Here is a 25,032-nt window from a genome sequence, read left to right as displayed (position 1 = left end):
CCGCTTCCGCGTCTGGGCCGCGCCCGTTCCTGCTCTCGGGTCTGGGGCCGTAGCCGCGCCCGTTGCCGGGCCGCACCCGGCTCCCGGGTTCCGGCCGTGGTGCTGACCCGACGCCGTGCCTGCTCTCGTGTTCGGGCTGCGTCCGCTCCCGGGTCCGGGTCGCCTCCGCTTCCGCGTCTGGGCCGCGCCCGTTCCTGCTCTCGGGTCTGGGGCCGTAGCCGCGCCCGTTGCCGGGCCGCACCCGGCTCCCGGGTTCCGGCCGCGGCGCCGACCCGACGCCGCCGCCTGCTCCCGCGTTCGGGCCGCGTCCGCTCGCCGCTTGCCCGCCGGGCCGCCGCGCGGGGGCGCAACCACTGGGTGCGCTCGAGGGCCCGCCGACCGGCCCGCGGCACGGCGGCCTCAGCCGACCAGGATGCGCTTCAGTTCGCGGGCCGCGCGCGGCGGCGCCACGTCCGTGCGGTGGGCCAGGGCGATGGTGCGGCGCAGCGGGGAGCCCGCCAGGCGGGTGGCGCGCAGGCCCGGGCCGGCATGCGCCACGACCATGTCCGGGACCACCGCGATGCCCAGCCCGGCCCGTACGAAGCCGAGGACCGCGTCCATCTCCCCGCCCTCCACCGTGAACACCGGCTCGAAGCCCGCCGCCCGGCACGCCGCCACGGTCAGGTCCCGCAGGTCGTAGCCGTGCCGGAACATCACCATCGGCTCCTCGCGCAGGTCGGCGACGGTCACCTCGCCGCCGCCCGCCGGGGGCGGGAGATCCGCGGACGAGACCACCACCAGGTCCTCCGTCAGCAGCTCCACCGTGGTCAGGGCAGGCGCCGACGGCGGCAGCGGCAGCGCGATCAGCGCAAGGTCCAGGGCCCCGCGCGCCAGCTCCCGTACGAGGTCCAGTGACCCGCTCTCCTCGATCAGCAGCTCGATCCCCGGATGGGCCGTGTGGAAGGCGCGCAGCACGTTCGGCAGCAGGCCCGTGCACACGCTCGGCGTGGCCCCCAGCCGGATCCGCCCCCGCCGCAGCTGCGCCAGCTCCTGCACCTCCTGCCGTGCGGTGTCCGCGTCGGCGAGGATCCGCCGCGCCAGCGGCAGCAGGGCCTCACCCGCGTCGGTGAGCGAGATGTTGCCCCGCGCCCTGCTGAAGAGCTCCGCCCCCAGCTCCCGCTCAAGGGCCTTGATCTGCTGGGACAGCGAGGGCTGGGCCACGTGCACCCGTTCCGCGGCCCGCGTGAAGTGGCGGGTCTCGGCGACGGCGACGAAGTACAGGAGCTGCTGGAATTGCATAGCCCATGTCTATCAAGATGACCGACATCATGTCTTGGACCTTTCGGGTCCTTCGTCCCTACCTTCGATGACATGGCTCTGGCAACGCGCACCCGGACAGGCGGCCCCAAGGCGCCGGCCTTCTGGGGCTCCACCATCGGAAAGAAGACCGTCATGGCGGTCTCCGGGCTGATCATGCTCGGATACCTCGTGGTGCACATGCTCGGCAACCTCAAGATCTTCTTCGGGGCGGACGAGTTCAACGGCTACGCCCACTGGCTCCGCACACTCGGCGAGCCCTTCCTGCACCACGAGTGGGCCCTGTGGATCGTCCGGGTGGTCCTGCTCGCCGCGGTCGTCGCCCACGCCGTGTCCGCGTACCAGCTCAGCCGCCGCGACATCAGGGCCCGCCCGGTGAAGTACGCCCACAAGCGCCGCCGCGCGAGCTACGCCACCCGCACCATGCGCTGGGGCGGCGTCATCCTCGGCCTCTTCATCGTCTGGCACCTCCTGGACCTCACCACGCTCACCGTCAACGAGCGCGCATGGGCCGGACACCCGTACCAGAACGTCCTCGCGACCTTCTCCACCTGGTACGGCAACACCGTCTACATCGTGGCGATGGCCGCCCTCGGCCTGCACATCCGGCACGGCTTCTGGAGCGCCGCCCAGACCCTCGGAGCCGGAAACGCCCGCCGTGACCGGATGCTGAAGCTCCTCGCGAACTCCCTCGCCCTCGTCCTCTTCGCGGGCTTCACATCCGTCCCCCTCGCCGTCATGACCGGAGTGGTGAACTGACCATGAGCGCGTACGCCAACCACACCACCGGCGAGCCCCTCCGCGACACCAAGGCCCCCGAGGGCCCCGTCGCGGAGCGCTGGGACCGCCGTCGCTTCGAGGCCAAGCTGGTCAACCCGGCCAACCGCCGCAAGCACACCGTGATCGTCGTCGGCACCGGCCTGGCGGGCGGTGCCGCCGGCGCGACTCTCGCCGAGCAGGGCTACCACGTGGTCCAGTTCTGCTTCAGCGACTCCCCGCGCCGAGCCCATTCCATCGCCGCCCAGGGCGGCATCAACGCCGCCAAGAACTACCGCAACGACGGTGACTCCGTGCACCGCCTCTTCTACGACACCGTCAAGGGCGGTGACTTCCGCGCCCGCGAGTCCAACGTCCACCGCCTCGCACAGATCTCCGTCGAGATCATCGACCAGTGCGTGGCCCAGGGCGTCCCCTTCGCCCGCGAGTACGGCGGCCTCCTCGACACCCGCTCCTTCGGCGGCGTCCAGGTCTCCCGCACCTTCTACGCCCGCGGCCAGACGGGCCAGCAGCTCCTCCTCGGCGCCTACCAGGCCCTGTCCCGGCAGATCGCCGCCGGCAACGTGGAGATGCACGCCCGCACCGAGATGCTCGACCTGGTCGTCGTCGACGGGGTCGCCCGCGGCATCGTCGCCCGCGACCTGATCACCGGCGAGATCTCCACCCACTACGCCGACGCGGTGGTCCTGGCGAGCGGCGGCTACGGCAACGTCTTCTACCTCTCCACCAACGCCATGAACTCCAACGCGACCGCCATCTGGCGGGCGCACCGGCGCGGCGCCTACTTCGCCAACCCCTGCTTCACCCAGATCCACCCCACCTGCATCCCGCGCACCGGCGACCACCAGTCCAAGCTCACCCTGATGAGCGAGTCCCTGCGCAACGACGGCCGCATCTGGGTCCCCAAGGCCAAGGGCGACACCCGCCCCGCCGCCGAGATACCCGAAGCGGAACGCGACTACTACCTGGAGCGGATCTACCCCTCCTTCGGCAACCTCGTCCCCCGCGACATCGCCTCCCGCGCCGCCAAGAACGTCTGCGACGAGGGCCGCGGCGTCGGCCCCGGCGGCCAGGGCGTCTACCTCGACTTCGCCGACGCCATCCGCCGCATGGGCCGCGACAAGGTCGCCGAGAAGTACGGCAACCTCTTCGAGATGTACGAGCGGATCACCGCGGAGAACCCGTACGAGGTCCCCATGCGGATCTACCCGGCCGTGCACTACACGATGGGCGGCCTGTGGGTCGACTACGACCTCCAGACCACCGTCCCCGGCCTCTTCGCGATCGGCGAGGCGAACTTCTCCGACCACGGGGCCAACCGCCTCGGCGCCTCCGCGCTGATGCAGGGTCTCGCCGACGGCTACTTCGTGCTCCCGTCCACGATCAACGACTACCTGGCCAGGCACCCGCACCAGGAGACCGTGGACGACACCCACCCCGAAGCCGTGGCCGTCCTGCGCGAGACCCGCGAGCGCCTCGCCCGGCTGCTCGCCGTCGACGGGGACCGCACGCCCGACTCCTTCCACCGGGAGATCGGCGAACTCATGTGGGAGTACTGCGGGATGGCCCGCACCGACGAGGGCCTGCGCAAGGCCCTCGACCGCATCCCGCAGATCCGCGAGGAGTTCTGGCGGCGCATCAAGGTCCCCGGCAGCGGCGAGGAGTTCAACCAGTCGCTGGAGAAGGCCAACCGGATCGTCGACTACCTCGAACTCGCCGAGCTGATGTGCCTCGACGCCCTGCACCGCGAGGAGTCCTGCGGCGGCCACTTCCGCGAGGAGTCCCAGACCCCCGACGGGGAGGCCGAGCGGCGCGACGAGGAGTTCTCGTACGCGGCGGCCTGGGAGTTCACCAGCACCGGTGCCGCCCCCGTCCTGCACAAGGAAGACCTCGTCTTCGAGTACGTCCACCCCACCCAGCGGAGCTACGCATGAAGCTCACCCTGCGCGTCTGGCGCCAGCGCGGCGCCGACGCCCCCGGCCACATGGCCTCGTACGAGGTCGACGGGATCTCCGAGGACATGTCCTTCCTGGAGATGCTCGACACCCTCAACGAGGACCTCATCCTGCGCGGCGAGGACCCGGTCGCCTTCGACCACGACTGCCGCGAGGGCATCTGCGGTGCCTGCAGCCTCGTCATCAACGGCGACGCGCACGGCCCGGAGCGCACCACCACCTGCCAGCTGCACATGAGGTCCTTCTCCGACGGCGACACCATCGACGTCGAGCCCTGGCGGGCCGCCGCCTTCCCGGTGGTCAAGGACCTCGTCGTCGACCGGGGCGCCTTCGACCGCATCATCCAGGCCGGCGGCTACATCACCGCCCCCACCGGTGCCGCCCCCGAGGCGCACGCCACCGCCGTGCCCAAGGCCGCCGCGGACCACGCCTTCGAACACGCCGAGTGCATCGGCTGCGGGGCGTGCGTGGCGGCCTGCCCCAACGGCTCCGCGATGCTGTTCACCTCCGCCAAGGTCAACCACCTCAACGTGCTGCCGCAGGGCTCGCCGGAACGGGAGACCCGCGTCCTGGACATGGTGGCCCGGATGGACGAGGAGGGCTTCGGAGGCTGCACCCTGACCGGCGAGTGCGCCACGGCCTGCCCCAAGGGCATACCCCTCCCGTCGATCGCCGCCATGAACAAGGAGTGGCTGCGCGCGGTCCGCAAGGGCTGAGCGCCCCGCTCCCGCACACCCCCGTACGAGCTCCCGCCGGGCGGGACCGGCCCGCCCCGTGCGAGCCCCCGCCGGCCCGGGTTCCCCCGGCCTGGGCCGACCGGCTGACCCGATCCGCCGACCGGGGGCTCGTACGGGCCGTACGCCGCGCCGCGGCCCGGCGGGCGCGGCGCATCGGCGACAGTGGGCGCCATGCCACATCCCACCGCCGGGTCCGGACCGCGCCGACGAACCGTACTGGCCGCCGCCCTCGCCCCCCTGACGGTGGCCGGCTGCTCCGCCGGGGAACCCGCCCGCAACCCGGCGCCCGGAGCCCAGGCCGGGGCCAAGGACGCCCTGGTCATGGTGATCCGGCACGCGGAGAAGCCGTACGCGGGCGACTCCGGCACGGACGAGGAGGGCGAGGACGACCCCGGCTCACTGGCCGGACGCGGCTGGCGCAGGGCCGAGGAGCTCCCGCGGCTCTTCGCACCCGCCCGCGGCGCGGCCCTGCCGCGCCCGGGCGCCGTCTTCGCGGCCGGCGGCGGCAGGCCGGGCACGCCCGCGCGCTGCAAGCAGACCGTGGCCGCGCTGGCCACCGCCCTGCACACGCCCGTACGCACCGAGTTCGCGCTCGGCGCCGAACCGGCCCTCGTGCGCGCCGCGCTGGCCGCCCCGATGCCCGTACTGGTCTGCTGGGAGCACACCGGCGTCCCCGGCCTGGTCCGCGCCCTCGGCGCCGACCGGGTGCTGGGACTCCCCGCGGCCTGGCCCGACCGATACGACCTCGTCTGGATGTTCACCCGCCGCCAGGGCGTGTGGAGCTTCCGGGAACTCCCGCAGCGCCTGCTGCCGGGTGACGCCTGAGCCGTCAGATCCGCATCACCTCGTTGCCCTCGGCGTCCACGATCAGGAACGTCGCGCCGTTCGGCCAGACCACCAGCATGTCCGGGTGGAAGTCCACGTGGAACGGCTCGTCGGGGGCCATGGTGCCCGACCAGGGCCGACCCGGGGCGTCGGCGGAGCCCACCGTGATCACCGTGACCTGCTCGCCCGGTTCCAGCCAATGGCTCAAGCAGTACGGCTCGATGAACAGCTCCAACTCCTTCTCACCGCTGTTGTGGACCGGCAGCCGGGCACACGGCAGGGCGGGATCCCACGGCTCGGGAGGCCGTCGCCGCAGCGGGGCCGGGCCCTCGCCGCCCGTGACCGGGCCCTTCTCCGCTGCCGCTTCCCCCAGGCGCTTCCAGATCATCCGGGAAGCCTAACCGGCGCCGGTCCCGCCTCCCAGGGCCCGCGCCAGGTACGGCGCCGTACGCCCCAGGCCCCCGGCGGCCACGTCCGCCGGCGTGCCCGCCGCGAGGATCCGGCCGCCCTCCGTGCCGCCGCCCGGGCCCAGGTCGATGACCCAGTCCGCGCCCGCCACCACCTCCATGTCGTGTTCCACCACCACGACCGAGTGCCCCGCGTCCACCAGGCCGTGCAACTGCCGCAGCAGCACCCGTACGTCGGCCGGGTGCAGCCCCGTCGTCGGCTCGTCCAGCAGGTACAGGGTGTGGTCCCGACGCAGCCGCTGGAGCTCGGTGGCCAGCTTGATCCGCTGAGCCTCCCCGCCCGACAGCTCCGTCGCGGGCTGCCCCAGCCTCAGGTAGCCCAGCCCGATGTCCTCGAGCGCCCGCAGGCTCCGTGCCGCCGCCGGAACCTCCGCGAAGAAGCCGGCCGCCGCCTCCACCGTCAGGCCGAGCACCTCCGCGATGTTCAGCCCCGCGTGACGGACCTGCAGCGTCTCGGCGTTGTACCGGGCGCCGCCGCACTCCGGGCAGGGGGCGTACGTGCTCGGCAGGAACAGCAGCTCCACCGAGACGAAGCCCTCGCCCTGGCAGGTCTCGCACCGGCCGCCCGCCACGTTGAAGGAGAACCGGCCGGCCTTCCAGCCCCGCGCCTTCGACTCGGGAGCGGCCGTGAACAGCCGCCGCACCACGTCGAACAGGCCGGTGTACGTGGCCAGATTGGAGCGAGGGGTCCGGCCGATCGGCTTCTGGTCCACTTCCACCAGCCGACGTACGGGGAACCCCGGTTCCGCGAGCCGCTCCCCGACCTCCCGGGCCAGCGCCCGGCCCACCAGCGTCGACTTCCCCGACCCCGACACCCCCGTCACCGCCGTGAACACCCCGAGCGGGAACTCGGCGGTGACGTCACGCAGGTTGTGCAGCCCTACCCCGTCGAGGCGCACCGACCCGCTCGCCGCGCGCACCGGCCGCGCGGGCGCGGCACCCCGCCCGGCGAACAGGTGGCGGGCCGTCGCCGATTCCGCGACCCCGGCCAGCTCGCGCGGCGGCCCGCTGTACAGCACCTGCCCGCCGTGCTCCCCGGCCAGCGGCCCCACGTCCACCAGCCAGTCCGCGTGCCGCACCACGTCGAGGTGGTGCTCCACGACGAACACCGTGTTCCCGGCCTCCTTCAGCCGGTCCAGTACACCGAGCAGCGCCTCCGTGTCGGCCGGGTGCAGCCCCGCCGACGGCTCGTCCAGGACGTACACCACCCCGAACAGCCCCGACCTCAGCTGCGTCGCCAGCCGCAGCCGCTGCAGCTCGCCCGCGGACAGGGTGGGCGCGGCACGGTCCAGGCTCAGGTAGCCGAGCCCCAGCTCGACGACCGGCCCGATCCGCGAGCGCAGGTCCTCGGCGAGCACCCGCGCCGCCTCCCCGTCCGGTGGCGCGGAAGCGAGTACGCCGTCCAGGTCGGACAGGGACATGCCCGCGAGCGCGGCGATCCCGTACCCGGCGAAGGTCACGGCGAGGGCCTCCGGCCGCAGCCGCCGCCCCTCGCACGCGGGGCACGGGGAATCGGTGAGGAACTTCTCCGCGCGGGCCCGCAGCGTGGCGCTCCTGCTGTCCGCGAAGGTCCGCATCACGTAGCGGTGGGCACTCATGTACGTGCCCTGGTAGGGCCGTTGGATCCGGTCGGCGTCCCGTACCGGGTGTACGGTCACGACCGGCTGCTCCTCGGTGAACAGGATCCACTCCCGCTCCCGCGGCGGCAGTTCCCGCCACGGCCGGTCCACGTCGTGCCCGAGCGCCTCCAGCACGTCCCGCAGGTTCTTGCCCTGCCAGGCCCCGGGCCAGGCGGCGATGGCGCCCTGGCGGATCGACAGCGCCGGGTCGGGGACCAGCAGTTCCTCGCTGGTGCGGTGGATCCGGCCGAGGCCGTGACACCCAGGGCAGGCCCCGGCGGCCGTATTGGGTGAGAACGCGTCCGAGTCGAGCCGCTCCGCACCCCGCGGGTAGGTCCCGGCGCGCGAGTACAGCATGCGCAGGGAGTTGGAGAGCACGGTCACCGTGCCGACCGAGGAACGCGACCCGGGGGAGGAACGCCGCTGCTCCAGGGAGACCGCCGGGGGCAGCCCGGTGACGGAATCCACCTTCGGGGCGCCGATCTGGTGGATGAGCCGCCGGGCGTACGGCGCCACCGACTCGAAGTACCTCCGCTGGGCCTCGGCGTACAGGGTCCCGAACGCGAGCGAACTCTTCCCGGACCCGGACACCCCGGTGAACACGGTCAGCGCGTCACGCGGGACGTCCACGTCGACCCCGCGCAGATTGTGCTCCCGGGCGCCTCGGACCCGTACGAACGGGTCGCGGTCGGCATGGGGCGCGGGGGACTGGTGCGAGTGGTGCATTCGCACCAGTTTACGGCCCCGGGCTTCAGAGCCCCACCACCCGAGCCAGCCGCCCGAAGGACTCCAGCAGCGCCGTCCGGTCGTACGTCGACGTGGTGACCAGCAGCTCGTCGGCGCCGGTCTGTTCCGCGACCTCCGACAGCTGGGCCGCGACCTGTTCCTCCGTGCCGTGGACGTGCCCCGTCAGGGCGCCCTCGTACAGCTCCCGCTCCTTCGGGGTCATCTCCGTCGCCTCGATCTCCTCGGCCGGCCGCAGCGGCGGGAAGCTGCCCCGGGTGCGGGAGTACGCGAGGGACCAGGCCTCCGGGACCAGGATGCGGCGGGCCTCCTCCGCCGTCGCCGCGACCGCCACCGTGCCCGAGACCACCACGTAAGGCTCCGTGTGCCGGGCGGACGGGCGGAACTCCCTGCGGTACGTCTCGATGATCTCCGCGATCCGGGCGCGGGCGCGCAGGTCCCCGACCACCAGCGGGAGGCCCGTACGGGCGGCGATCCCGGCGCCCTCGCCCGTCGCCAGTACGTAGGCCGGGACCGGCAGGCCCTCCGCGGGGCGGGCGTGGACCTCGGGGTGTGTCCGCTGGGTGCCGTCCAGCCAGCCCAGCAGCTCCGTCAGCTGCTCCTCGAAGCGGTCCGCGTCTCCCGTGTCGCGGCCCAGGGCCCTGCGGATGCCGCCCGTGAAGCCGACGGAGCGGCCGAGGCCCATGTCGATCCTGCCGGGGAAGAGCGATTCCAGTACCCCGAACTGTTCGGCGACCACCAGCGGCTGGTGGTTGGGCAGCATGACCCCGCCCGTGCCGACGCGGATCCGCTCGGTGGCCGAGGCGACCGCGGCGGCCAGCACCGTCGGCGCGGAGCCGGCGACGCCTGGCACGCTGTGGTGCTCGGAGACCCAGAAGCGGTGGTAGCCCAGCTCCTCGGCGGCGCGGGCCAGCTCCACGGTGTCCCGCAGGGCGCCGGGGGCCGGGTGGCCCTCCCGGGTGCGGGACCGGTCGAGTATCGAGACTTTTCGGATCACAGAGGTCACAACGCACGGCAGGCGCGGGGATTCCCCGGCTTAGGGTGACGGGATGAGTGACGAGACGTTTCGGCAACTTGCCGTCTTCGACATCGACAACACGCTCGCCGACACGGCGCACCGCCAGCACTTCCTGGAGCGCCGGCCCCGCGACTGGAACGGCTTCTTCGGCGCGGCCCCGGCGGACCCTCCCCTGTCGCGCGGCGTGGCCCTGGCCGTGGAGAGCGCGGCCGACTGCGAGGTCGTCTACCTGACGGGGCGCCCCGAGCGCTGCCGGGCGGACACGGTCGAGTGGCTCGCCCGGCACGGTCTGCCCGAGGGGCGGCTGTGGATGCGCGGGAACCAGGACCGGCGGCCGGCCCGCACGACCAAGCTGGAGGTGCTCGGGCGGCTCGCCCGGAGCCGCGAGGTGCGGATGCTCGTGGACGACGACGAGCTGGTGTGCCAGGCCGCCCGTGCGGCGGGCTTCCGGGTGGTCCTGGCGGACTGGGCGGCGGACGCGCCCGAGCTCACGTCGGCCCAGGAGGTCGAGGGCCGGACCTGAGCCCGGGCGGCGGTGATGCCGGGTCAGTCCTCGCCGTCGAGGCGGAAGCCGACCTTGAGCCCCACCTGGTAGTGGGCGATCTCCCCGTTCTCGATGTGCCCGCGTACCTGGACGACCTCGAACCAGTCGAGATTCCTGAGGGTCTGGCCCGCGCGGGCCACTCCGTTGCGGATGGCCTGATCGATGCCCTCATGCGAGGTGCCGACGATTTCGGTCACCCGGTACGTGTGGTTGGACATGGATGTCTCCCGAGAGGTGGGGGCTTTTGCCTGTTTCTACGGTGCCCCAGTAAGTCCCGCTCCGCGAACTTTGGGCGAACAGTCACCGGCGAAAGGCCCTTGACCGGCTCATTGGTCTATGCCAATTTCTAGCCATCCGAGACGCCGAGCCCCAAAAGGTGACCTTCGTGAAGAGACGCTTCCTCGCCGTGTCCACCGCCCTCGTGGCCTGCACCGCCCTCGCGGGCTGCAGTCAGTTGGCTGGATCGGCGGGAGGGTCTCAGAAAGTGACGCTCTGGCTGATGAAGGGCAGCGCCTCGGACGAGTTCATCGCCCGGTTCACCGAATCGTTCGAGAGGGAACACCCCGGGACCGACCTGGAAGTGAAGATCCAGGAGTGGACCGGCATCGGCAAGAAGGTCGACGCCGTCCTCGACGGCAAGAGCACCGAGAGCGCCGACGTCATCGAGGTCGGAAACACCCAGGTGGCCCAGTACATCGAGAACGGCGGCATCGAGGAACTCACCCTCGAAGGGCTGCGCGAATGGGGGAGCAAGGACTGGCTCAAGGGCCTCTCCGACCCCGGCAGCATCAACGGCGCCCAGTACGGCATCCCCTGGTACGCCGCCAACCGCGTGGTCATCTACAACAAGGACCTCTTCGCGAACGCCGGCATCAAGGCCGCGCCCAAGAACCGGCAGGAGTGGATCCAGGCCACCCAGAAGCTCGACAAGGGCGGCCAGCAGGGCATCTACCTCGCCGGGCAGAACTGGTACGTCCTCGCCGGATTCGTCTGGGACGAGGGCGGCGAGCTCGCCGTCGAGACCAGCGGGCAGTGGGTCGGCACCCTCGACGACGAGAAGGCCCTCGCCGGGATGGACTTCTACAAGCAGCTCCAGGCCCTGGGCGACGGGCCCAAGGACGCCGACGAGGAGACGCCCCCGCAGTCGGAGGTCTTCGCCCGCGGCCAGGTCGCCCAGATCATCGGCCCGCCCAGCCAGGCCGCCGCGATAGAGGCCGCCAATCCGGCGCTCAAGGGGAAGGTCGGCTTCTTCCCGATCCCGGGGAAGACCTCCGACAAGGTCGGCTCCGTGTTCACGGGCGGCTCCGACCTGATCATCCCGGAACGCACGCGCAACCGCAGGGGCGCCGTCGACGTGATCACCGCCCTGGTCAGCGAGAAATGGCAGACGGAGCTCGCCCGGACGATGGGCTACGTACCGAACAGGACCACCCTCGCCCATGTGGTCCAGGGCAACGAGGGCGCCGCCACGATGGCCCCCGGCGCGGCGCAGGGCCGGGCCACGCCCAAGTCGGCCCGCTGGGCCGAGGTCGAGGCGAAGAACCCGATCAAGCCCTTCATGACGGCCGTGCTCACCGGCCAGGACCCCAAGCAGGCGGCCCGTACGGCCTCCGAGGAGATCAGCAGGGTGCTCAGCTCCGACCGCTGAGCGGACGCCGTGTCCGGGCCGCCCCGGGCGCCTTCCGCCGAGTTCAGCCCAAGCACACCCAACTGCCGCTGCGCTGTCATGTCGAATCCAGCCGGTCACGGAAGAAGTAGAGGAGCCAGGCCGCACACCTGCGGGCCTGGCCTCCGCGCCCGGATCAGGAGCCGCCATGACGATCGCATCCCTGTCTCCGTCCACCGCCCCCGCCTCCCCCCTCGCCCCGTCGGCCCTCCGGCCGGCCCCCTTCGCCGCCGCCGGCGTCCCCGCCGCCACCGGCCCCCGCTACGCCGTACGCCTCGCCCGCGACGAGGCCGAGGTGCGCGCCGCCCAGCGCCTGCGCCACCAGGTCTTCGCCGGCGAGCTCGGAGCCCGCCTCAGCAGCCCCGAGCCGGGCCTCGACATCGATGCCTTCGACTCCTACTGCGACCACCTCCTCGTCGTCGAGGAGGAGACCGAGCAGGTCGTCGGCACCTACCGGCTGCTGCCCCCCGAACGGGCCGCCGTCGCCGGCCGCCTCTACTCCGAGGGCGAGTTCGACCTCTCCGCCCTCGCCCCCATCCGCCCGGACCTCGTCGAGGTCGGCCGCTCCTGCGTCCACCCCGACCACCGCAACGGCGCCGTCATCGCCCTCATCTGGGCCGGACTCGCCCGCTACATGGACCGCTCCGGCCACAACTGGCTCGCCGGCTGCTGCTCCATCCCGCTCGCCGACGGCGGAGTACTGGCCGCCGCCACCCGCGAAGCCGCCCTGTCCCGCGCCCTGGCCCCGCGGGAGCACCGGGTCACCCCCCACAACCCGTGGAGCCCCGAAGGCATCGAGTTCCCCGCCCGCACGGAACTGCCCCCGCTGCTGCGCGGCTACCTGCGCCTCGGCGCCTGGGTCTGCGGCGAGCCCGCCCTCGACCCCGAATTCGGCTGCGCGGACCTGTACGTGCTGCTCTCCCTGCGCCGCACCAATCCGCGCTACCTCAAGCACTTCCTCTCGCTCGCCCCGGGCGCATGAGCGTCTGGCTGCCCACCTCGCCCTGCACCCCCGAGGCCTGCGCGGGCCACGGAGGCGCCACCGCGAGCGTCCCGCACGCCGTGCTCCGGCTCGCCCTGGCGGCCTGCCTGCTGCTCGCCGGGATCCTGGGAGCACCCCCGGTCCGGCTGCTGCCCGCAGGCCCCCGCCACGCGGCGGTACGGGCCTGGGCGAGGGCGCTCGTACGGGCCCTCGGCATACGGATCACCGTGCACGGCAGCCCCAGCCCCGACGGGGGCCGGCTCCTCGTGCCCAACCACATCTCCTGGCTGGACATCCCGCTCGTCGCCGCCGCCGTGCCCTGCCGGATGCTGGCCAAGAGCGACATCCGCGCCTGGCCGGTCCTCGGCCCCCTCGCCGGGCGGGCCGGGACCCTGTTCATCGAACGCGACCGGATCCGGGCCCTGCCCGACACCGTCCGGACCCTCACCCGCGCCCTGCTGGCGGGCGACCGGGTCACCGTCTTCCCCGAGGGCTCCACCTGGTGCGGGCGCGCCCACGGGCCCTTCCGCAGGGCGGCCTTCCAGGCGGCCCTGGACGCCCGGGTACCCGTACAGCCCGTCCGCCTGTCGTACCTGTACGAAAACGGCTCGCTCGCCGCGGCGCCCGCCTTCGTCGGGGACGACCCGCTCACCGCCTCGCTGTGGCGGATCGCCCGCGCCCACGGCGTACGGGCCGAGGTCAGGCTGCTGCCGCGGATCCCGCCGGGCCGGTACGCGCACCGGCGGGACCTCGCGGCCGCGGCTCAGCGGGCCGTCACGGCCGCCTCGGGCCGGACCCCGCTGCCGGGCATCCCCGCTCAGGCGGCCCGGGCCTCGGCGACGACCCCGTCGGCCACCGACAGGGAGAGCGCGAAACGCCCCGCCGAATCGGTCCACCAATGGGTCAACTCCAGCCCGGCGGCGGCGAGCTCCTTCCGCACGCCTTCCTGACGGAACTTCGCCGAGACCTCCGTCAGGATCTCCTCACCCGCCGCGAACGGCACCACCAGATCCAGCGCCCGGATCTTCACCAGCACCTCCGACCGGGCCCGCAGCCGCATCTCGATCCACTCCTGCTCGCGGTTCCACACCGCGACGTGCGCGAAGTCGGCGGTGTGGAAGTCCGCGCCCAGCTCCCGGTCGATGACGGCGAGCACGTTCTTGTTGAACTCGGCCGTCACGCCCTGTGCATCGTCGTACGCGGCCACCAGCACGGCCTCGTCCTTCACCAGGTCAGTCCCCATCAGCAGAGCGTCCCCGGGCGACAGCATCGCCCGCACGGACGCCAGGAACACCGCCCGCTCCGGCGGCAGCAGGTTCCCGACCGTGCCCCCGAGGAACACCACGAGCCGGGGCCCGGGGGAGCGGGGCAGCTGCAGCGCCCGGGTGAAGTCCGCGAGCAGCGCGTGCACCCGCAGCCCCGGATGATCCGCGAGCAGCGCCTGCGCCGCCCCCCGCAGGGCGCTCTCGCTCACGTCCACCGGCACGTACGTGTCCAGCGCGGGCAGGGCCTCGATCAGGTGCCGGGTCTTCTCCGAGGACCCCGAACCCAGTTCCACCAACGTCCGGGCACCGGTCTCCGCGGCGATCTCCCGGGCCCGCTCCAGCAGGATCTCCCGCTCCGCGCGCGTCGGGTAGTACTCGGGCAGCCGGGTGATCTCCTCGAAGAGTTCACTGCCCCGCGCGTCGTAGAACCACTTGGGCGGCAGCACCTTGGGAGTGCCCGTCAGGCCGTTCAGCACGTCCGTGCGCAAGGCCCGCTCCGCGGCGTGCTCGTCGAGGGTACGGGTCAACTGGAAGTCATTCACGGGGAGTTCTCCTTGAGCGGGGTCAACTCGACCCGCGTACGAGTGGCGGTCAGCAAGGTCCGGTCGGGCACGGCGCACCACCGGGTGTCGTCGTCGTACGGTTCGGAGGCCACCACGGTGCGCCCGAGCGACGCGTCGGCCAGGTACCAGAGCGAATCGCCCCAGGCCGTCGCGGCGATCGTCACGCCGTCCGTGAGCAGCAGGTTGAGCCGGGAGCCGGGCGAGGCCGTGGCCAGCTCCCGGACCGTCTCGGCCAGCGCGGCACCGGGGTCGTCCCCGGCGCGCAGCCGGTGCAGGACCAGCGCCCAGACCAGCGCCGAATCCGTGCGCGCGGCCAGTCGCAGCAGCTCCCGCGCCGGCAGCTCCGCGGCCAGCGGCGCCGCCGAGTCCGGCCAGTCCCGCAGCGCGCCGTTGTGGCTGAAGAGCCACGGCCCCTCCGCGAACGGCGCCGCGGCGGCCTCCCCGTCGGCTCCGGGGCCCGTGGCGTCCCGTACGGCGGCCAGCAGGGCCCCGCTGCGCACCACACGGGCCAGATCGGTGAAGCCCGGGTCGCCCCAGATCGGGACGCCGCGCCGGTAGCGGGCCGGGACCGGGTCGCCCTCCGCGTACCAGCCGACGCCGAAGCCGTCCGCGTTGACGGTGCCGTACCGCTGCCGGCGCGGCTCCCAGGACTGGCGGACCAGCGAATGCTCCGGCTCGCTCAGCACCGTCCCGAGCGGCACGTCCGGGCCCAGGTAGGCGAGATGGCGGCACATCAGGCGTCCCTCGCGGTCCGGAAGCCGGAGAAGATCTGGCGGCGCACCGGCAGGTCCCAGTTGCGGAACGTCCCCCGGCAGGCCACCGCGTCGACGGCGAAGGAGCCGCCGCGCAGCACCTTGTGCTCCGGGCCGAAGAACACCTCCGAGTACTCCCGGTACGGGAAGGCGCGGAAGCCGGGATACGGCAGGAAGTCCGAGGACGTCCACTCCCACACGTCGCCGATCAGCTGGCGCACCCCCAGGGGGGAGGCGCCGGCCGGATAGCTGCCCGCGGGGGCGGGGCGCAGGTGGCGCTGGCCCAGATTGGCGTGCTCGGGGGTCGGATCGGCGTCGCCCCAGGGGTACCGGGTCGAGCGGCCCGTCGCCGGGTCGAAGCGGGCGGCCTTCTCCCACTCCGCCTCCGTGGGCAGCCGCCGGTCCGCCCAGCGGGCGTACGCGTCGGCCTCGTACCAGCTGACGTGGAGCACGGGCTCCTCGTCCGGCACCGGCTCGTCCACCCCGAAGCGGCGGCGCAGCCACTGGCCGGCCTCCTTGCGCCAGAACAGCGGGGCCTCGATGGAGTGCGCGCGTATCTGCTCCCAGCCCTGCGGCGCCCACCAGCGGCGCTCGCGGTAGCCGCCGTCCGCGATGAACTCCTGGAAATCGGCGCAGGTCACCGGGACCGTGTCGATCCAGAACGGCGCCAGGTCCCGCTCGTGCGCCGGCCGTTCGTTGTCGAGCGACCACGGCTCCACGGAGGTGCCCATGGTGAACGGGCCTCCGGGAACCAGGACTTCGGCCGCGCCCGGCGCCGGACCGCGCGGCGGAGAGGGATCGGGAGCGGCCAGCGCCGGTGCGCCCCGGCGCAGCTGATGGGTGATCAGCATCGTTTCGTCGTGCTGCTGTTCGTGCTGGGCGATCATGCCGAAGACGTAGCCGGAGTCCAGCAGGGCCGTCCCCTCCATCGGGGTGCTCTCCAGCAGGTCGAAGACCCGGCCGCGCACCTCGGCGGCGTACGTGCGGGCCTCGGCGGGCCCGAGCAGCGGAAGCCGGGGCCGCTCCGAGCGGGGGTGCTCGAAGGCGTCGTAGAGCGGGTCGATCTCGGGACGCATGGCCTCGTGCCCGGCGACGTTGCGCAGCAGCCAGAGCTCCTCCATGTTCCCGATGTGCGCCAGGTCCCAGACCAGTGGCGACATCAGCGGGGAGTGCTGGGCGGTGAGCTCCCCGTCGCTCACCGGGTCGGTGAGCGAGGCCGTGCGCAGCCGCGCGGCGGTCAGGGCGGCGGCGGCCCGCTCCCGCAGGGTCTCCGCGGAATGCCGGGGCTGCGCGGATTCCGCGGATTGCGGGGACCGCGGCGATGGGGTGGGTCCTGCCGTCACTGTCGGGCCTTCTTCCCGGTGGGCTGGAGCGGGGACTGGTCGTCGGCCGGACATCGGCCGCGCAGGACGTACCGGTCGGCGAACGCGCCGACGGTGTCCTGGACGTGCGCGCTCGCCCCGAGCCGGGGCAGCGCCTCCACGGCCGCCCGGAAGCAGGCCGCGGCGGCCGTCCGCAGTTCCGGATCGGCCAGGGCGTACCGGGCGGCGGACCGCCAGAGCGGATTGCGGGGCGCGGGGCCGGGCCCGTACGCGTCCGCCAGGGCCTTCGCCGCCCGGTAGGCGGTCTCGGCGGCTTCCGGATCGTCGAAGAGCGCGTGCACCACCGCCACCGGCACCACCCAGCCGTCGTCACCGGGCTGCGCGTCGATCATCCGCAGCTCCAGGTGGCCGCGCGGTCTGACCGGCGGGAACAGCGTGGTCAGGTGGTAGTCGAGGTCCTCCGCGGTGGGGCCGCGCATCCCCCGGCGGCCGTCGGCGCGCAGCCAGTCGCGGAAGGTCATGCCGTACGGCGCCGTCCACGACCCGCCCTCGTAGGACCGTACGCACATCACCTCGGTGTCCAGCGCCTGCCGGGTCCATCCGGCCCGCGGCTCGGCCTCCAGCGGCGGGGCGAGCGTCCGGCTGCGGTCCAGGTCGTTCCAGACCCCCTGGCGGGAACAGCGCCAGCCCGCGTACGGGCCCTCGCGCGCGGGGGAGTTGGCGAAAGCGGCCACCAGGACCGCGCCCAGCAGGTGCGCCAGGCGCCAGCGCCGGCCGTGGCCGAAGGGCCCCGGTTCCTCCTGGCCCGCGTCCACGCAGACCTGCACGGAGGCGGAGCCGCACATCATGGCTCGGCCGGCCGGACCGGTGCGGTCGAAGTAGGACTCCATGGCGTCGTAGCGCGGGCTCGACAGCAGGCGGCGGTAGGGGCGGCGGGTGTCGCTGCCGAGGCCGCGCAGGACCAGCCCCCGGTCGAGCAGGGCGGACCTGACGGCGGAGAGGTCGGACCGGAGGCCGTCCACGCATCCCGTCAGGGAATCGGCGGGGTCCGAACTGAACTCCAGCTGGCCGCCGGGTTCCACGGTGATCCGGGAGCCGAGGGGGAGGGCGCGGGCGGTGGCGTGCGCGGCCCGCAGCCGCTCCGGGCTCACGGGCTGACCGGGCCGTTCGGCGTCCACGATCAGCCATTCGAGTTCGGCGCCGACCAGTCGGGGCGGGCCGGTCTTGAAGCAGATGCCGTGGATCAGCTCCTCGGCCTCGGTCTCGGTGAGCGGCGGGTGCGCCGGGTGCGCCGGGGGCGCCGGGGGTGCGGGCGGGTCGTGTGGCATGACGAGGTCCTCGTCTCCTGTCGTCGGCCGTGACATCACCCGTGCCTACCCGTCCCATGGGCACCCATGCTTGCGGGGAAAATGCGTTGCCGCCGGTTCAGCGGGGTGCGGAGGATGGCCGGCGTGAGCAGCAGATTGCGCGAGATCGCGCGGGAGAACGCGGAGATCGTGGCGGCCGGCGGCTACCGGACGCGGTCGGGGCGGCACGTGGCGCTGGCCGCCACCCTGGGGAAGGCCAAGGCGAAAACCAGAATATATGGACCAAACCGCGTCATTCCAGACGAGGAAATCCTCCGCGGACGGACCGCGACGGCCGTCGAGGTGACGGGGGAGAGCAGTACGGTCGCGGCCCGCAGGCTCGCGGCGGGCGGCCTGGAGCCGGCCGCGCGGGTCCCCCGGGTGGCGGTGCTGAACTTCGCCTCGGCCCGTAATCCCGGGGGCGGATACGTCCGCGGGGCCAAGGCGCAGGAGGAGGCGCTGTGCCGCGCCTCGGCCTTGTACGAGACGCTGCTGGAGGCCCCGGAGTACTACGCGGTCCACCGCGCGGAAGCCAGCACCTTCTACACCGACCGGGTGATTCACTCGCCCGGGGTGCCCGTTTTCCGCGACGACCGGGGGGAACTCCTGGAGACCCCCTTCCTGGCCGGCTTCCTCACCTCTCCGGCCCCGAACGCGGGCACCATCCGCCGCCAGGAGCCCGAGCGGGTGGCGGAGATCCCGCGGGCGCTGGCCCGGCGCGCGCGGCTCGTTCTGGAGGTGGCGGCGCACGAGGGGTACCAGCGGCTGGTGCTGGGAGCCTGGGGCTGCGGGGTCTTCCGCAACGACCCGGACGAGGTGGCGCGGGCCTTCGCCGGGCTGCTGAAGGGGAGCTTCTCGGGGGTGTTCGAACGGGTGGTCTTCGCGGTACTGGACAGGAACCCGGGACCGCGCAGCGCCTTCGAGCGGGCGTTCGCGGGCTTCCCCGGGTTCGAGCGGCCCGGCGGAACCGGGGAGCCGGCCGGCGCGGGATGAGGTGCCCGGGCGGCCCGGGCCTGCCGGGGGACCGGGGCCGGCCGGGGGTCTCGCCGGCGCACCGCGCATCCGGCCGGTGCGCCTCGCGGCCTGAGCTTGGCCCCCACCCCTTTGGCCGGCCCGGCCCGGTGACCCTGGCGCCCTGAGTCGGCCCCCCTCACCTTGGCCGGCCCGGGCCGGCCCGGCCCGCGCCGATGGCCGGCCGCCCGTGCTCCGGCCGGCCCGGTTTGGCCCCCCGGCCCTGGCCCGCACGCTCGTGCCCTTGGTGTCGGCGCGGTGCGGCTCGTGTCCCGGGGAGGCCGGAGCGCGCCCCGGCCGGCGCGGTGTGGCCCCGGCCCTGGTCCGCACGCTCGTGCCCTTGGTGTCGGCGCGGTGCGGCTCGTGTCCCGGGGAGGCCGGAGCATGCTCCGGCCGGCGCGGTGCGGCCCCCCGGCCCTGGTTTGCACGCTCGTGCCCTTGGTGTCGGTGCGGTGCGGCTCGCGTCCCGGGGAGTCCGGATCGTGCTCCGGCCGTGCCGGTGTGGCGGTCATGGGCTGCGCGCCCGTGCCCTTGGTGCCGGCGCGGTGCGGCTCGTGCCCCGGGGAGGCCGGAGCGTGCTCCGGCCGGTGGCTACTGCCAGCCGTAGCGTTCGCGCAGCCGGTCCACGACCAGCCGGAAGCGCCGCAGGTCCAGCGCGCAGGCCTCGCGCCGCATCCCCGTCTCGTGTACGCGCAGCACCCGGTCGACGGCCACCCACGACTCCCGGCCCGCGCTGTCCCAGGGACCGGTGCCGATCGGGACCCACTCGCGGTCGCTGTCGTGCCGCTTGCTGGACAGCTGCACGGCGAGCAGCGTCCGCCCGCCCGCCTCACGGGCCACGACCAGCACCGGACGGTCCTTGCCGCGCCCGTCGTTCTCCTCGTACGGGACCCAGGTCCACACGATCTCGCCCGGGTCCGGGTCCCCGTCGGGATCGGGCGCGTACTCGGTCCGCACCGGCCCGATGGCGCGCGGATCGGCCTCGACGGTGGCGTCGGCCCCGTCACGGCCGGGCTGGGCGGTGTATCCGTTGCTGTGATGCGAAAGTGCCGTCATTCGGGCGAGATTACTGTGTGCACCCGTCCCGGAGCATGCGGCGGCCGAGTGTCGGGGACAGCCGCATGACCGTCCGCAGGTGCCCGGTCATGCCTGTGTGGCTCTCGGCCTCGTCGGCGCTCGATCACGCTGATCACGGCCGCGACGGCCCCGCGTCCAGCTGATGGCGGTCGCGACCGACGGCGAGGAACGGCGTCGTCGCATACGACCGTACGGTGGGCGCGGCCGGGCGTGACGGGGAGGCCCCGCACGCCGGTTCATCGTCGGCAGGACCGTCAGCGCGCCCAGCACCAGCACGTTCTCGGCGAGCAGCGTCCGCCCGTCGGTCTCCCGGAGCCCGGGCCGGCGATCGCGCCACCCGTCGCCGACGGGTACGGGTACGGCTCGTACTACGCGGGGTCGTACCAGGAGAAGGCCGAGATCCGCCAGCCGTCCGGGGTGCGGACGAACTGGATGGCCTTGGTGCCGCCGCCCTCGAACGGCTCGCCGTCCAGGATCCCGGACTTGCGGTACTCGCCGAACCGCGAGGCGATGTCACCCGCGATGTCCGTCCGCTCGGCGGTCTCCCACTCGGTGAACTCGGTCAGCCGGCCGTCGGACAGCAGCCGTTCGCGGGGCTCGATGAACTCGTCCACGGTGTACGCCGTGAACCCGGGGCCGGTGCTGACGATCACGCAGCCCGGGAGGACCAGCCGCCGGATCCGGGCCACGTCGGCGGCCTTCCCCCCGCGGTTGTCGAAGGCGCCGAAGAACTCGGCGGTGAGCGCGTCTATTTCGGCCTTGGACATGGGGGGAAGGTAGCACCGGGGCCGCCCCGCCGGGAGCGGGTCACTCCGTGACCAGGGCCATGACGAAGCCGTCGTAGCCCTTGCCGCCGACCGTCTGCAGGGCGGTGGCGGTCAGCCGCGGGTGCTCGGCGATGAGCTCCGTGAACCGGCGTACGCCCCGGACCCGGGGGTCGGGGCTGGCGGGGTCGACGACGGCGCCGTCGCGCACGACGTTGTCGCCGATGATGACGCTGCCGGGGCGGGTGAGCTTCAGGGCCCATTCGAGGTAGGCGGGATTGGACGGCTTGTCGGCGTCGATGAACACGAGGTCGAACGGTTCCGCGTCCGCGAGCTGCGGGAGGAGGTCGACGGCCCGGCCCCGGCGGATGTCGACCACGTGGCTCAGACCGGCGCGGGCGACGTTGGCGGCGGCCACATCCGCGCAGCGCTCGTCCACTTCCAGCGAGACCAGCCGTCCGCCCTCGGGCAGCGCGCGGGCCAGCCAGATGGTGCTGTAGCCGCCCAGCGTGCCGATCTCCAGGACCGTACGGGCGCCCCGGATCCGGGCCAGCAGGTGCAGCAGCTTCCCCTGGTTCGGCGCAACCTGGTGCGGCGGCAGCCCGGCGGAGTCAGCGTCCGCGTTGGCCGCCACCAGGGCTTCGTCCTCCTCGACCAGCAGGCCGTCGAAGTACGCGTCGACGGCGGTCCACGTCTGCTGAGCCTCGGTCATGGTGGCCCCTCCCCTTCGATGTTAGTTCCCAAGGGGAACTTACACGAGGGTGTCAGCGCATCTTGAGCGAATGCCCGGGGGCGAGAGCATCGGAGATGCGCTCGGCGATGGGCTGGGCCGAATTGCCCTGGGGGCTCTTGGGGCCCTGCGTGACGGTCACGGAGATCGCGAGCTTCTCCGCCGGCAGATACGCCGACACCGCCGCGTAGCCCGAGAACGACGGGTTCGTCAGGGTCCAGCCGTTGAGGACGATGACACCGAGGCCGAAGTGATGCGCTTGCGTGTTGGTCAGCAGGCAGACGGTGGCCGGGCAGCTCGCCGTCGGACGGCCCAGGCCGATCGTGCCCGGGTCGAGCTGCGTCTTGAAGGACTGCTCGGTCAGCAGCTCGCCGGTGCCGACGCCGCGCGCGGACCGGTCGAGGTCGCAGATGTTCTGCACCAGGACCGCGCCGGGGGCGGTCGTCCACGAGGGGTTCCAGAAGGTGGACTCCTCGTACTTGCCCCGCTCGGAGGTGAAGGCGTGCAGGGCCGGCTCCGGGATCCGCGGCGTGTACTGGTTGCTGGTCTGGTCCAGCCCGAGCGGGCTCATGATCTGCTCGGTGAGCAGCCGCTCCAGTCCGACACCGCTGATCTTCTCCAGGGCCGTGCCGAGGATCGCGAAATTGGCGTGCGAGTAGCTCCAGTTGGTCCCCGGCTCGTACAGGAGCGGCTTGCGGGTCGCGTAACCGGTGATCTGCTCCGTCGTCCAGTGCCGGAACGGGTGGGCCTCCAGTTCGGCGAGGAACGCCGGATCCGTGACGTAGTCGTGCAGGCCGGAGGTCGAACTGCCGAGCATCCGCAGCGTGATCTCCGAGCCGTGCGGTACGTCGGGCAGCCAGCGGGACACCGGGTCGTCGAGCGAGGCCTTGCCCTGCTCGACGAGACGCAGCAGCGCGATGCCCATGTAGACGATGCCCACCGAGCCCGTACGGAAGTGCATCGACGGCTCGGCGGGGACTCCGGTCATCGATTCCCCGAGAGCCGTGGTGAGCACGTCCTTGCCGCCGGAGGAGACCCGCAGGACCACGGAGTTCAGCCCGAACTCGCGCTGGGCCTTCTGCGCGATGGCGAGGACCTCGGCCGCGTCGCCGCGGGCCGGGCCGGGCGTGGCGACGCAGGCTTCCGTGGCCGCCGCGGCCGACGCCGGACCCGATGCGGGGCCCGCGACCGTCGCGGCCGGAAGGGCTGCGCCCAGGAGGCCGGCGATGCACAGCAGCACCGTACGCGTGCGTTTCACCCTGCCAGTGTGGAGGGGCGGCGCGCCCCCCGCACGCCGGACCGGCCCGACGGGATACGGGCGGGGGCACGACGAGGGCGACGTGGGCGACGGGACTCGGGTCAGATCCAGCCCTCCAGCGAGGCCATGAAGCCTTCGAAGTCGTCGCGGTGGATGGTGTGTCCGGCCCCCGTGACCGAGCGCACCTCGAACCCGCGGGCGGCGAGCAGGGCCGCCCGCTCCGCCGAGATGATGAAACTCGGATCGGCGAGCTGGACGAGCGAGGGGACCACGGGCGCCGCCGGCATCAAGTCGGTGCCGAGCAGCGGGGCGAGACCCAGTGCGGTGCCCTCGTCCCAGACCGCCAGCGTCGCGAGCTCGACGTCCACGTCGGCCTCCTCCCAGCGCGGGTTCATCCCCTGGATCTGCTCCCTGGTGGCCGACTTGAACTGCGCGAACAGCTCAGGTCCGAAGCCCTCGTCCGGCGAGGCGAGGTGCCACGCGGGGTCCGAGAACACGGCGCGGCGCGGCCTCAGCCGCTCCACGGCGAGCGACAGGGTCAGCCCGCCCAGGGAGTGGCCGATGGCGAGCTCCGCACCCGTCGGCAGGGTCTCGACCAGGTCGTCCGCGTAGTGCTCGGGGGTGTACTCGCCGCGGCCGCTCGCCCCGTGGCCCCGCTGGTCCACGGCGATGACGCGGTATCCGCGGTCGGCCAGGGCGGGTCCCACCCGGCGCCAGGTCCGGTGGTCGGCCATGATGCCGTGGATCAGGAGGGCGATGCGGTCGCCCTCGCCCCAGGTGTGGGTGTGCAGCTGCACGGTGGTGCCTTTCTCTTCTCTGCTTGATGCGCGATGCCGGGCTGTGCCGTACAGGTCGTGCGTCGGTGCGTCGGTGCGCCGGTGTGCGGGTATGTCGGTGTGTCGGCGCGTTCGTACGTTCGTGCGTCAGCGCACGCTGCGGATCGGCTTCACCGCGAGGGCGCCCGCCACCGCCAGCACGGCCGCGACGATGAACAGGGCGGTGTAGCCGCCGCTGAGCGAGACGACCACCGAGGCGACGAACGGCGCGATGATCTGCGGGCCCGCGTTGGCGATGTTGAGCACGCCCATGTCGCGGGCCGCGTCCTCGGCGCTGGGCAGGACCATCGTCACGAGCGCGGTGTCCACGGCCATGTAGCAGCCGAACGCGAGCCCGTTGGCGGCGGCGAAGGCCAGCATCGCGGTCCAGCTGGTCGACACCGCCGGGATGACGAGCGCGACGGCGGACAGGAGGGCGGACGCCCCGACGAAGAGCTTGCGGCGGTCGAACCGGTCCGACAGGTAGCCGCCGAGGACCGTGGAGACCACCATCGCCACACTCGTCAGCGGCATCAGCACGGCCACCGCGGCCTCCGGCTCCATCCCGTCCGGCAGCACGGTGTGGTCCTGGAGGATGTACAGCTGGTAGCCGGAGACCGCGAAGTAGCCGAGGACGAGCAGCGCCCGTCCGATGAAGGCCCACCGGAAGTCGTGGTCCTTCAGCGCGCCGACGAAGGCCGCCAGCTGCTCCTTGACGGGCATGGGCGTGCGGGCCGGCAGCCGCTCCTCGCGGGTGCAGGCGGTGAACAGGGCGGCGGCGCCCGCGACGAGCGCGCCGAACACGAGGTACCCGGTGCGGTAGTCCTCTGAGAAGGCCGCGCCGACCAGTGCGCCGACCGCGGAGCCGAAGGGCAGGCCGAGGCCGACGGCGGCGGAGGCCTTGCCCCGCGCCGCCACGGGCACGCGGTCGGGGACCACGGAGGTGATGGCCGCCTGGTACACGTTCATGACCGCCTGGCCGAGGCACCAGACGATGGTGATCAGCAGGATCGTGTGCGCGAGGCCGAGCAGGAACATCGCCGGTACCGCGGCCAGTCCGCCGCCGAGGATCCACGGGTTGCGCCGTCCGCTGCGGTCGGAGAGGGCGCCGGCGACCGGATTGAAGACCGTGGCGAAGATCGCCGAGACCCCTGCGATCAGGCCGAAGTTCGAGACCTTGTTCGCCGGATCCACGTCCTCGACCTGGAGCGCGAGCAGGACGCCCGCGACACCGATGTACAGGGCGTACATGGCGGTGTTGCCGACGAGCAGCAGGGGGAGCAGGCCGCGTCCGGCGCGGCCGGACGGGGCGGAGGCGCCGGAAGACGCGTCGGTGGTGGCGGCGCTGGTGGCGGCGCTGGTGGTGCCGGAGCCGGGGGAGGAAAGGGCCACGGTGCCCTCCTGGGCGGTGAGGGTGCGGAAGGGTGTGGTGCGGGGGTGAGGGGTGGTGCGGTGACAGGTGGTGCGGAGTGCCGCGAGGGGGTGGTCGCGGTGAGGGG

General features: G+C 73.2%; 23 protein-coding genes and 1 pseudogene. 9 read left to right on the top strand and 15 right to left on the bottom strand.

What is annotated here, in order from left to right; all coding sequences use genetic code 11:
* Positions 1-399: 399 nt before the first annotated feature.
* Complete coding sequence (locus ACZ6Y1_RS02125; RefSeq protein WP_469621152.1) at positions 400-1,278, bottom strand: LysR family transcriptional regulator; 879 nt, start codon at positions 1,276-1,278, stop codon at positions 400-402.
* A 72-nt stretch (positions 1,279-1,350) separates the two neighbouring features.
* Between ACZ6Y1_RS02125 and ACZ6Y1_RS02120 the strand changes: the two genes are divergently transcribed.
* The 4 genes from ACZ6Y1_RS02120 to ACZ6Y1_RS02105 all read left to right on the top strand — a co-directional run bounded on the left by ACZ6Y1_RS02120 (position 1,351) and on the right by ACZ6Y1_RS02105 (position 5,590).
* The gene (locus tag ACZ6Y1_RS02120; RefSeq protein WP_469621148.1) at positions 1,351-2,055 is read left to right on the top strand and encodes a succinate dehydrogenase; all 705 of its coding nucleotides are present in this window, start codon (positions 1,351-1,353) and stop codon (positions 2,053-2,055) included.
* Between the two features lie 2 nt (positions 2,056-2,057).
* Positions 2,058-4,007 carry a fumarate reductase/succinate dehydrogenase flavoprotein subunit gene (locus ACZ6Y1_RS02115; RefSeq protein WP_469621146.1) on the top strand — a complete coding sequence of 650 codons (1,950 nt, stop codon included), beginning with the start codon at positions 2,058-2,060 and terminating at the stop codon, positions 4,005-4,007.
* The gene (locus ACZ6Y1_RS02110; RefSeq protein ID WP_469621144.1) at positions 4,004-4,744 is read left to right on the top strand and encodes a succinate dehydrogenase/fumarate reductase iron-sulfur subunit; all 741 of its coding nucleotides are present in this window, start codon (positions 4,004-4,006) and stop codon (positions 4,742-4,744) included. The genes ACZ6Y1_RS02115 and ACZ6Y1_RS02110 overlap by 4 nt, the downstream gene beginning before the upstream one ends.
* A gap of 192 nt (positions 4,745-4,936) precedes the next feature.
* The gene (locus ACZ6Y1_RS02105; protein ID WP_469621142.1) at positions 4,937-5,590 is read left to right on the top strand and encodes a hypothetical protein; all 654 of its coding nucleotides are present in this window, start codon (positions 4,937-4,939) and stop codon (positions 5,588-5,590) included.
* A gap of 4 nt (positions 5,591-5,594) precedes the next feature.
* Here the strand turns inward: ACZ6Y1_RS02105 and ACZ6Y1_RS02100 are convergent, their stop codons facing one another.
* Genes ACZ6Y1_RS02100 through ACZ6Y1_RS02090 form a run of 3 tightly spaced genes read right to left on the bottom strand, consistent with a single transcriptional unit; the run spans position 5,595 to position 9,417 of the window.
* Entirely contained in the window at positions 5,595-5,978 is a 384-nt protein-coding gene (locus tag ACZ6Y1_RS02100; RefSeq protein ID WP_469621139.1) for a hypothetical protein, read from the bottom strand.
* Positions 5,979-5,987: 9 nt separating this feature from the next.
* Entirely contained in the window at positions 5,988-8,402 is a 2,415-nt protein-coding gene (locus ACZ6Y1_RS02095; protein ID WP_469621136.1) for an excinuclease ABC subunit UvrA, read from the bottom strand.
* 25 nt (positions 8,403-8,427) lie between these two features.
* Positions 8,428-9,417: an LLM class flavin-dependent oxidoreductase gene (locus tag ACZ6Y1_RS02090; RefSeq protein WP_469621133.1), complete on the bottom strand. Its 990-nt coding sequence runs from the start codon at positions 9,415-9,417 to the stop codon at positions 8,428-8,430.
* A 52-nt stretch (positions 9,418-9,469) separates the two neighbouring features.
* On the opposite strand from ACZ6Y1_RS02090, the gene ACZ6Y1_RS02085 reads away from it, so the two are divergent.
* Complete coding sequence (locus ACZ6Y1_RS02085) at positions 9,470-9,961, top strand: phosphatase domain-containing protein (protein ID WP_469621130.1); 492 nt, start codon at positions 9,470-9,472, stop codon at positions 9,959-9,961.
* 23 nt (positions 9,962-9,984) lie between these two features.
* On the opposite strand, the gene ACZ6Y1_RS02080 is transcribed toward ACZ6Y1_RS02085, so the two are convergent.
* A complete protein-coding gene (locus ACZ6Y1_RS02080) occupies positions 9,985-10,200 on the bottom strand; it encodes a dodecin (protein WP_365176828.1) in 216 nt (71 codons plus the stop codon).
* 167 nt (positions 10,201-10,367) lie between these two features.
* Between ACZ6Y1_RS02080 and ACZ6Y1_RS02075 the strand changes: the two genes are divergently transcribed.
* From ACZ6Y1_RS02075 to ACZ6Y1_RS02065, 3 genes and pseudogenes are all read left to right on the top strand, one after another.
* Positions 10,368-11,630: an extracellular solute-binding protein gene (locus ACZ6Y1_RS02075; protein ID WP_469621126.1), complete on the top strand. Its 1,263-nt coding sequence runs from the start codon at positions 10,368-10,370 to the stop codon at positions 11,628-11,630.
* Between the two features lie 166 nt (positions 11,631-11,796).
* Positions 11,797-12,630 carry a GNAT family N-acetyltransferase gene (locus ACZ6Y1_RS02070; RefSeq protein WP_469621122.1) on the top strand — a complete coding sequence of 278 codons (834 nt, stop codon included), beginning with the start codon at positions 11,797-11,799 and terminating at the stop codon, positions 12,628-12,630.
* Positions 12,627-13,157, top strand: a pseudogene (locus ACZ6Y1_RS02065) (lysophospholipid acyltransferase family protein); the annotation flags it as partial. The gene ACZ6Y1_RS02070 and the pseudogene ACZ6Y1_RS02065, both read left to right, overlap by 4 nt.
* A 290-nt stretch (positions 13,158-13,447) precedes the next feature.
* On the opposite strand, the gene egtD reads toward ACZ6Y1_RS02065, so the two are convergent.
* The 4 genes from egtD to egtA are packed head-to-tail and all read right to left on the bottom strand — an operon-like array spanning position 13,448 to position 17,860.
* Entirely contained in the window at positions 13,448-14,437 is a 990-nt protein-coding gene (gene egtD, locus ACZ6Y1_RS02060) for an L-histidine N(alpha)-methyltransferase (protein ID WP_469621119.1), read from the bottom strand.
* A complete protein-coding gene (egtC, locus tag ACZ6Y1_RS02055) occupies positions 14,434-15,192 on the bottom strand; it encodes an ergothioneine biosynthesis protein EgtC (RefSeq protein ID WP_469621115.1) in 759 nt (252 codons plus the stop codon). Before egtC ends, egtD begins: the two co-directional genes overlap by 4 nt.
* Positions 15,192-16,553, bottom strand: coding sequence for an ergothioneine biosynthesis protein EgtB (egtB, locus tag ACZ6Y1_RS02050; protein WP_469621111.1), 1,362 nt, complete (start codon positions 16,551-16,553; stop codon positions 15,192-15,194). Before egtB ends, egtC begins: the two co-directional genes overlap by 1 nt.
* Positions 16,550-17,860 (bottom strand): ergothioneine biosynthesis glutamate--cysteine ligase EgtA, encoded by a 1,311-nt coding sequence (gene egtA / locus ACZ6Y1_RS02045; protein WP_469621108.1) that lies wholly within the window; start codon positions 17,858-17,860, stop codon positions 16,550-16,552. The genes egtB and egtA overlap by 4 nt, the downstream gene beginning before the upstream one ends.
* A 123-nt stretch (positions 17,861-17,983) precedes the next feature.
* Here egtA and ACZ6Y1_RS02040 point away from each other — a divergent pair, with 123 nt between their 5' ends.
* A complete protein-coding gene (locus tag ACZ6Y1_RS02040; RefSeq protein ID WP_469621105.1) occupies positions 17,984-18,871 on the top strand; it encodes a TIGR02452 family protein in 888 nt (295 codons plus the stop codon).
* A 609-nt stretch (positions 18,872-19,480) separates the two neighbouring features.
* On the opposite strand, the gene ACZ6Y1_RS02035 is transcribed toward ACZ6Y1_RS02040, so the two are convergent.
* The 6 genes from ACZ6Y1_RS02035 to ACZ6Y1_RS02010 all read right to left on the bottom strand — a co-directional run bounded on the left by ACZ6Y1_RS02035 (position 19,481) and on the right by ACZ6Y1_RS02010 (position 24,925).
* Complete coding sequence (locus ACZ6Y1_RS02035; RefSeq protein WP_469621102.1) at positions 19,481-19,945, bottom strand: type II toxin-antitoxin system PemK/MazF family toxin; 465 nt, start codon at positions 19,943-19,945, stop codon at positions 19,481-19,483.
* Positions 19,946-20,334: 389 nt separating this feature from the next.
* Entirely contained in the window at positions 20,335-20,733 is a 399-nt protein-coding gene (locus tag ACZ6Y1_RS02030) for a nuclear transport factor 2 family protein (RefSeq protein WP_469621098.1), read from the bottom strand.
* A 40-nt stretch (positions 20,734-20,773) separates the two neighbouring features.
* Positions 20,774-21,442 carry an O-methyltransferase gene (locus tag ACZ6Y1_RS02025; protein WP_469621095.1) on the bottom strand — a complete coding sequence of 223 codons (669 nt, stop codon included), beginning with the start codon at positions 21,440-21,442 and terminating at the stop codon, positions 20,774-20,776.
* 52 nt (positions 21,443-21,494) lie between these two features.
* Positions 21,495-22,718, bottom strand: a complete 1,224-nt coding sequence (locus ACZ6Y1_RS02020) for a serine hydrolase domain-containing protein (RefSeq protein ID WP_469621089.1) — start codon at positions 22,716-22,718, stop codon at positions 21,495-21,497.
* A 101-nt stretch (positions 22,719-22,819) separates the two neighbouring features.
* Positions 22,820-23,515 carry an alpha/beta hydrolase gene (locus ACZ6Y1_RS02015; RefSeq protein ID WP_469621083.1) on the bottom strand — a complete coding sequence of 232 codons (696 nt, stop codon included), beginning with the start codon at positions 23,513-23,515 and terminating at the stop codon, positions 22,820-22,822.
* A 126-nt stretch (positions 23,516-23,641) separates the two neighbouring features.
* Entirely contained in the window at positions 23,642-24,925 is a 1,284-nt protein-coding gene (locus ACZ6Y1_RS02010; protein WP_469621079.1) for an MFS transporter, read from the bottom strand.
* Between the last annotated feature and the right edge of the window lie 107 nt (positions 24,926-25,032).

The organism is Streptomyces sp. NPDC053432, assembly GCF_055585365.1.
The sequence above is the reverse complement of the archived record's forward strand: the minus strand, read 5'-3'. Positions and strand labels throughout refer to the sequence as shown.

Coding starts and splice junctions, on each gene's coding strand:
- ACZ6Y1_RS02035 (WP_469621102.1), bottom strand. CDS start 19,945: ATGACGGCACTTTCGCATCACAGCAACGGATACACCGCCCAGCCCGGC.
- ACZ6Y1_RS02100 (WP_469621139.1), bottom strand. CDS start 5,978: ATGATCTGGAAGCGCCTGGGGGAAGCGGCAGCGGAGAAGGGCCCGGTC.
- ACZ6Y1_RS02080 (WP_365176828.1), bottom strand. CDS start 10,200: ATGTCCAACCACACGTACCGGGTGACCGAAATCGTCGGCACCTCGCAT.
- ACZ6Y1_RS02110 (WP_469621144.1), top strand. CDS start 4,004: ATGAAGCTCACCCTGCGCGTCTGGCGCCAGCGCGGCGCCGACGCCCCC.
- ACZ6Y1_RS02030 (WP_469621098.1), bottom strand. CDS start 20,733: ATGTCCAAGGCCGAAATAGACGCGCTCACCGCCGAGTTCTTCGGCGCC.
- ACZ6Y1_RS02085 (WP_469621130.1), top strand. CDS start 9,470: ATGAGTGACGAGACGTTTCGGCAACTTGCCGTCTTCGACATCGACAAC.
- ACZ6Y1_RS02125 (WP_469621152.1), bottom strand. CDS start 1,278: ATGCAATTCCAGCAGCTCCTGTACTTCGTCGCCGTCGCCGAGACCCGC.
- ACZ6Y1_RS02025 (WP_469621095.1), bottom strand. CDS start 21,442: ATGACCGAGGCTCAGCAGACGTGGACCGCCGTCGACGCGTACTTCGAC.
- ACZ6Y1_RS02070 (WP_469621122.1), top strand. CDS start 11,797: ATGACGATCGCATCCCTGTCTCCGTCCACCGCCCCCGCCTCCCCCCTC.
- egtA (WP_469621108.1), bottom strand. CDS start 17,860: ATGCCACACGACCCGCCCGCACCCCCGGCGCCCCCGGCGCACCCGGCG.
- ACZ6Y1_RS02105 (WP_469621142.1), top strand. CDS start 4,937: ATGCCACATCCCACCGCCGGGTCCGGACCGCGCCGACGAACCGTACTG.
- ACZ6Y1_RS02120 (WP_469621148.1), top strand. CDS start 1,351: ATGGCTCTGGCAACGCGCACCCGGACAGGCGGCCCCAAGGCGCCGGCC.
- egtC (WP_469621115.1), bottom strand. CDS start 15,192: ATGTGCCGCCATCTCGCCTACCTGGGCCCGGACGTGCCGCTCGGGACG.
- ACZ6Y1_RS02095 (WP_469621136.1), bottom strand. CDS start 8,402: ATGCACCACTCGCACCAGTCCCCCGCGCCCCATGCCGACCGCGACCCG.
- ACZ6Y1_RS02115 (WP_469621146.1), top strand. CDS start 2,058: ATGAGCGCGTACGCCAACCACACCACCGGCGAGCCCCTCCGCGACACC.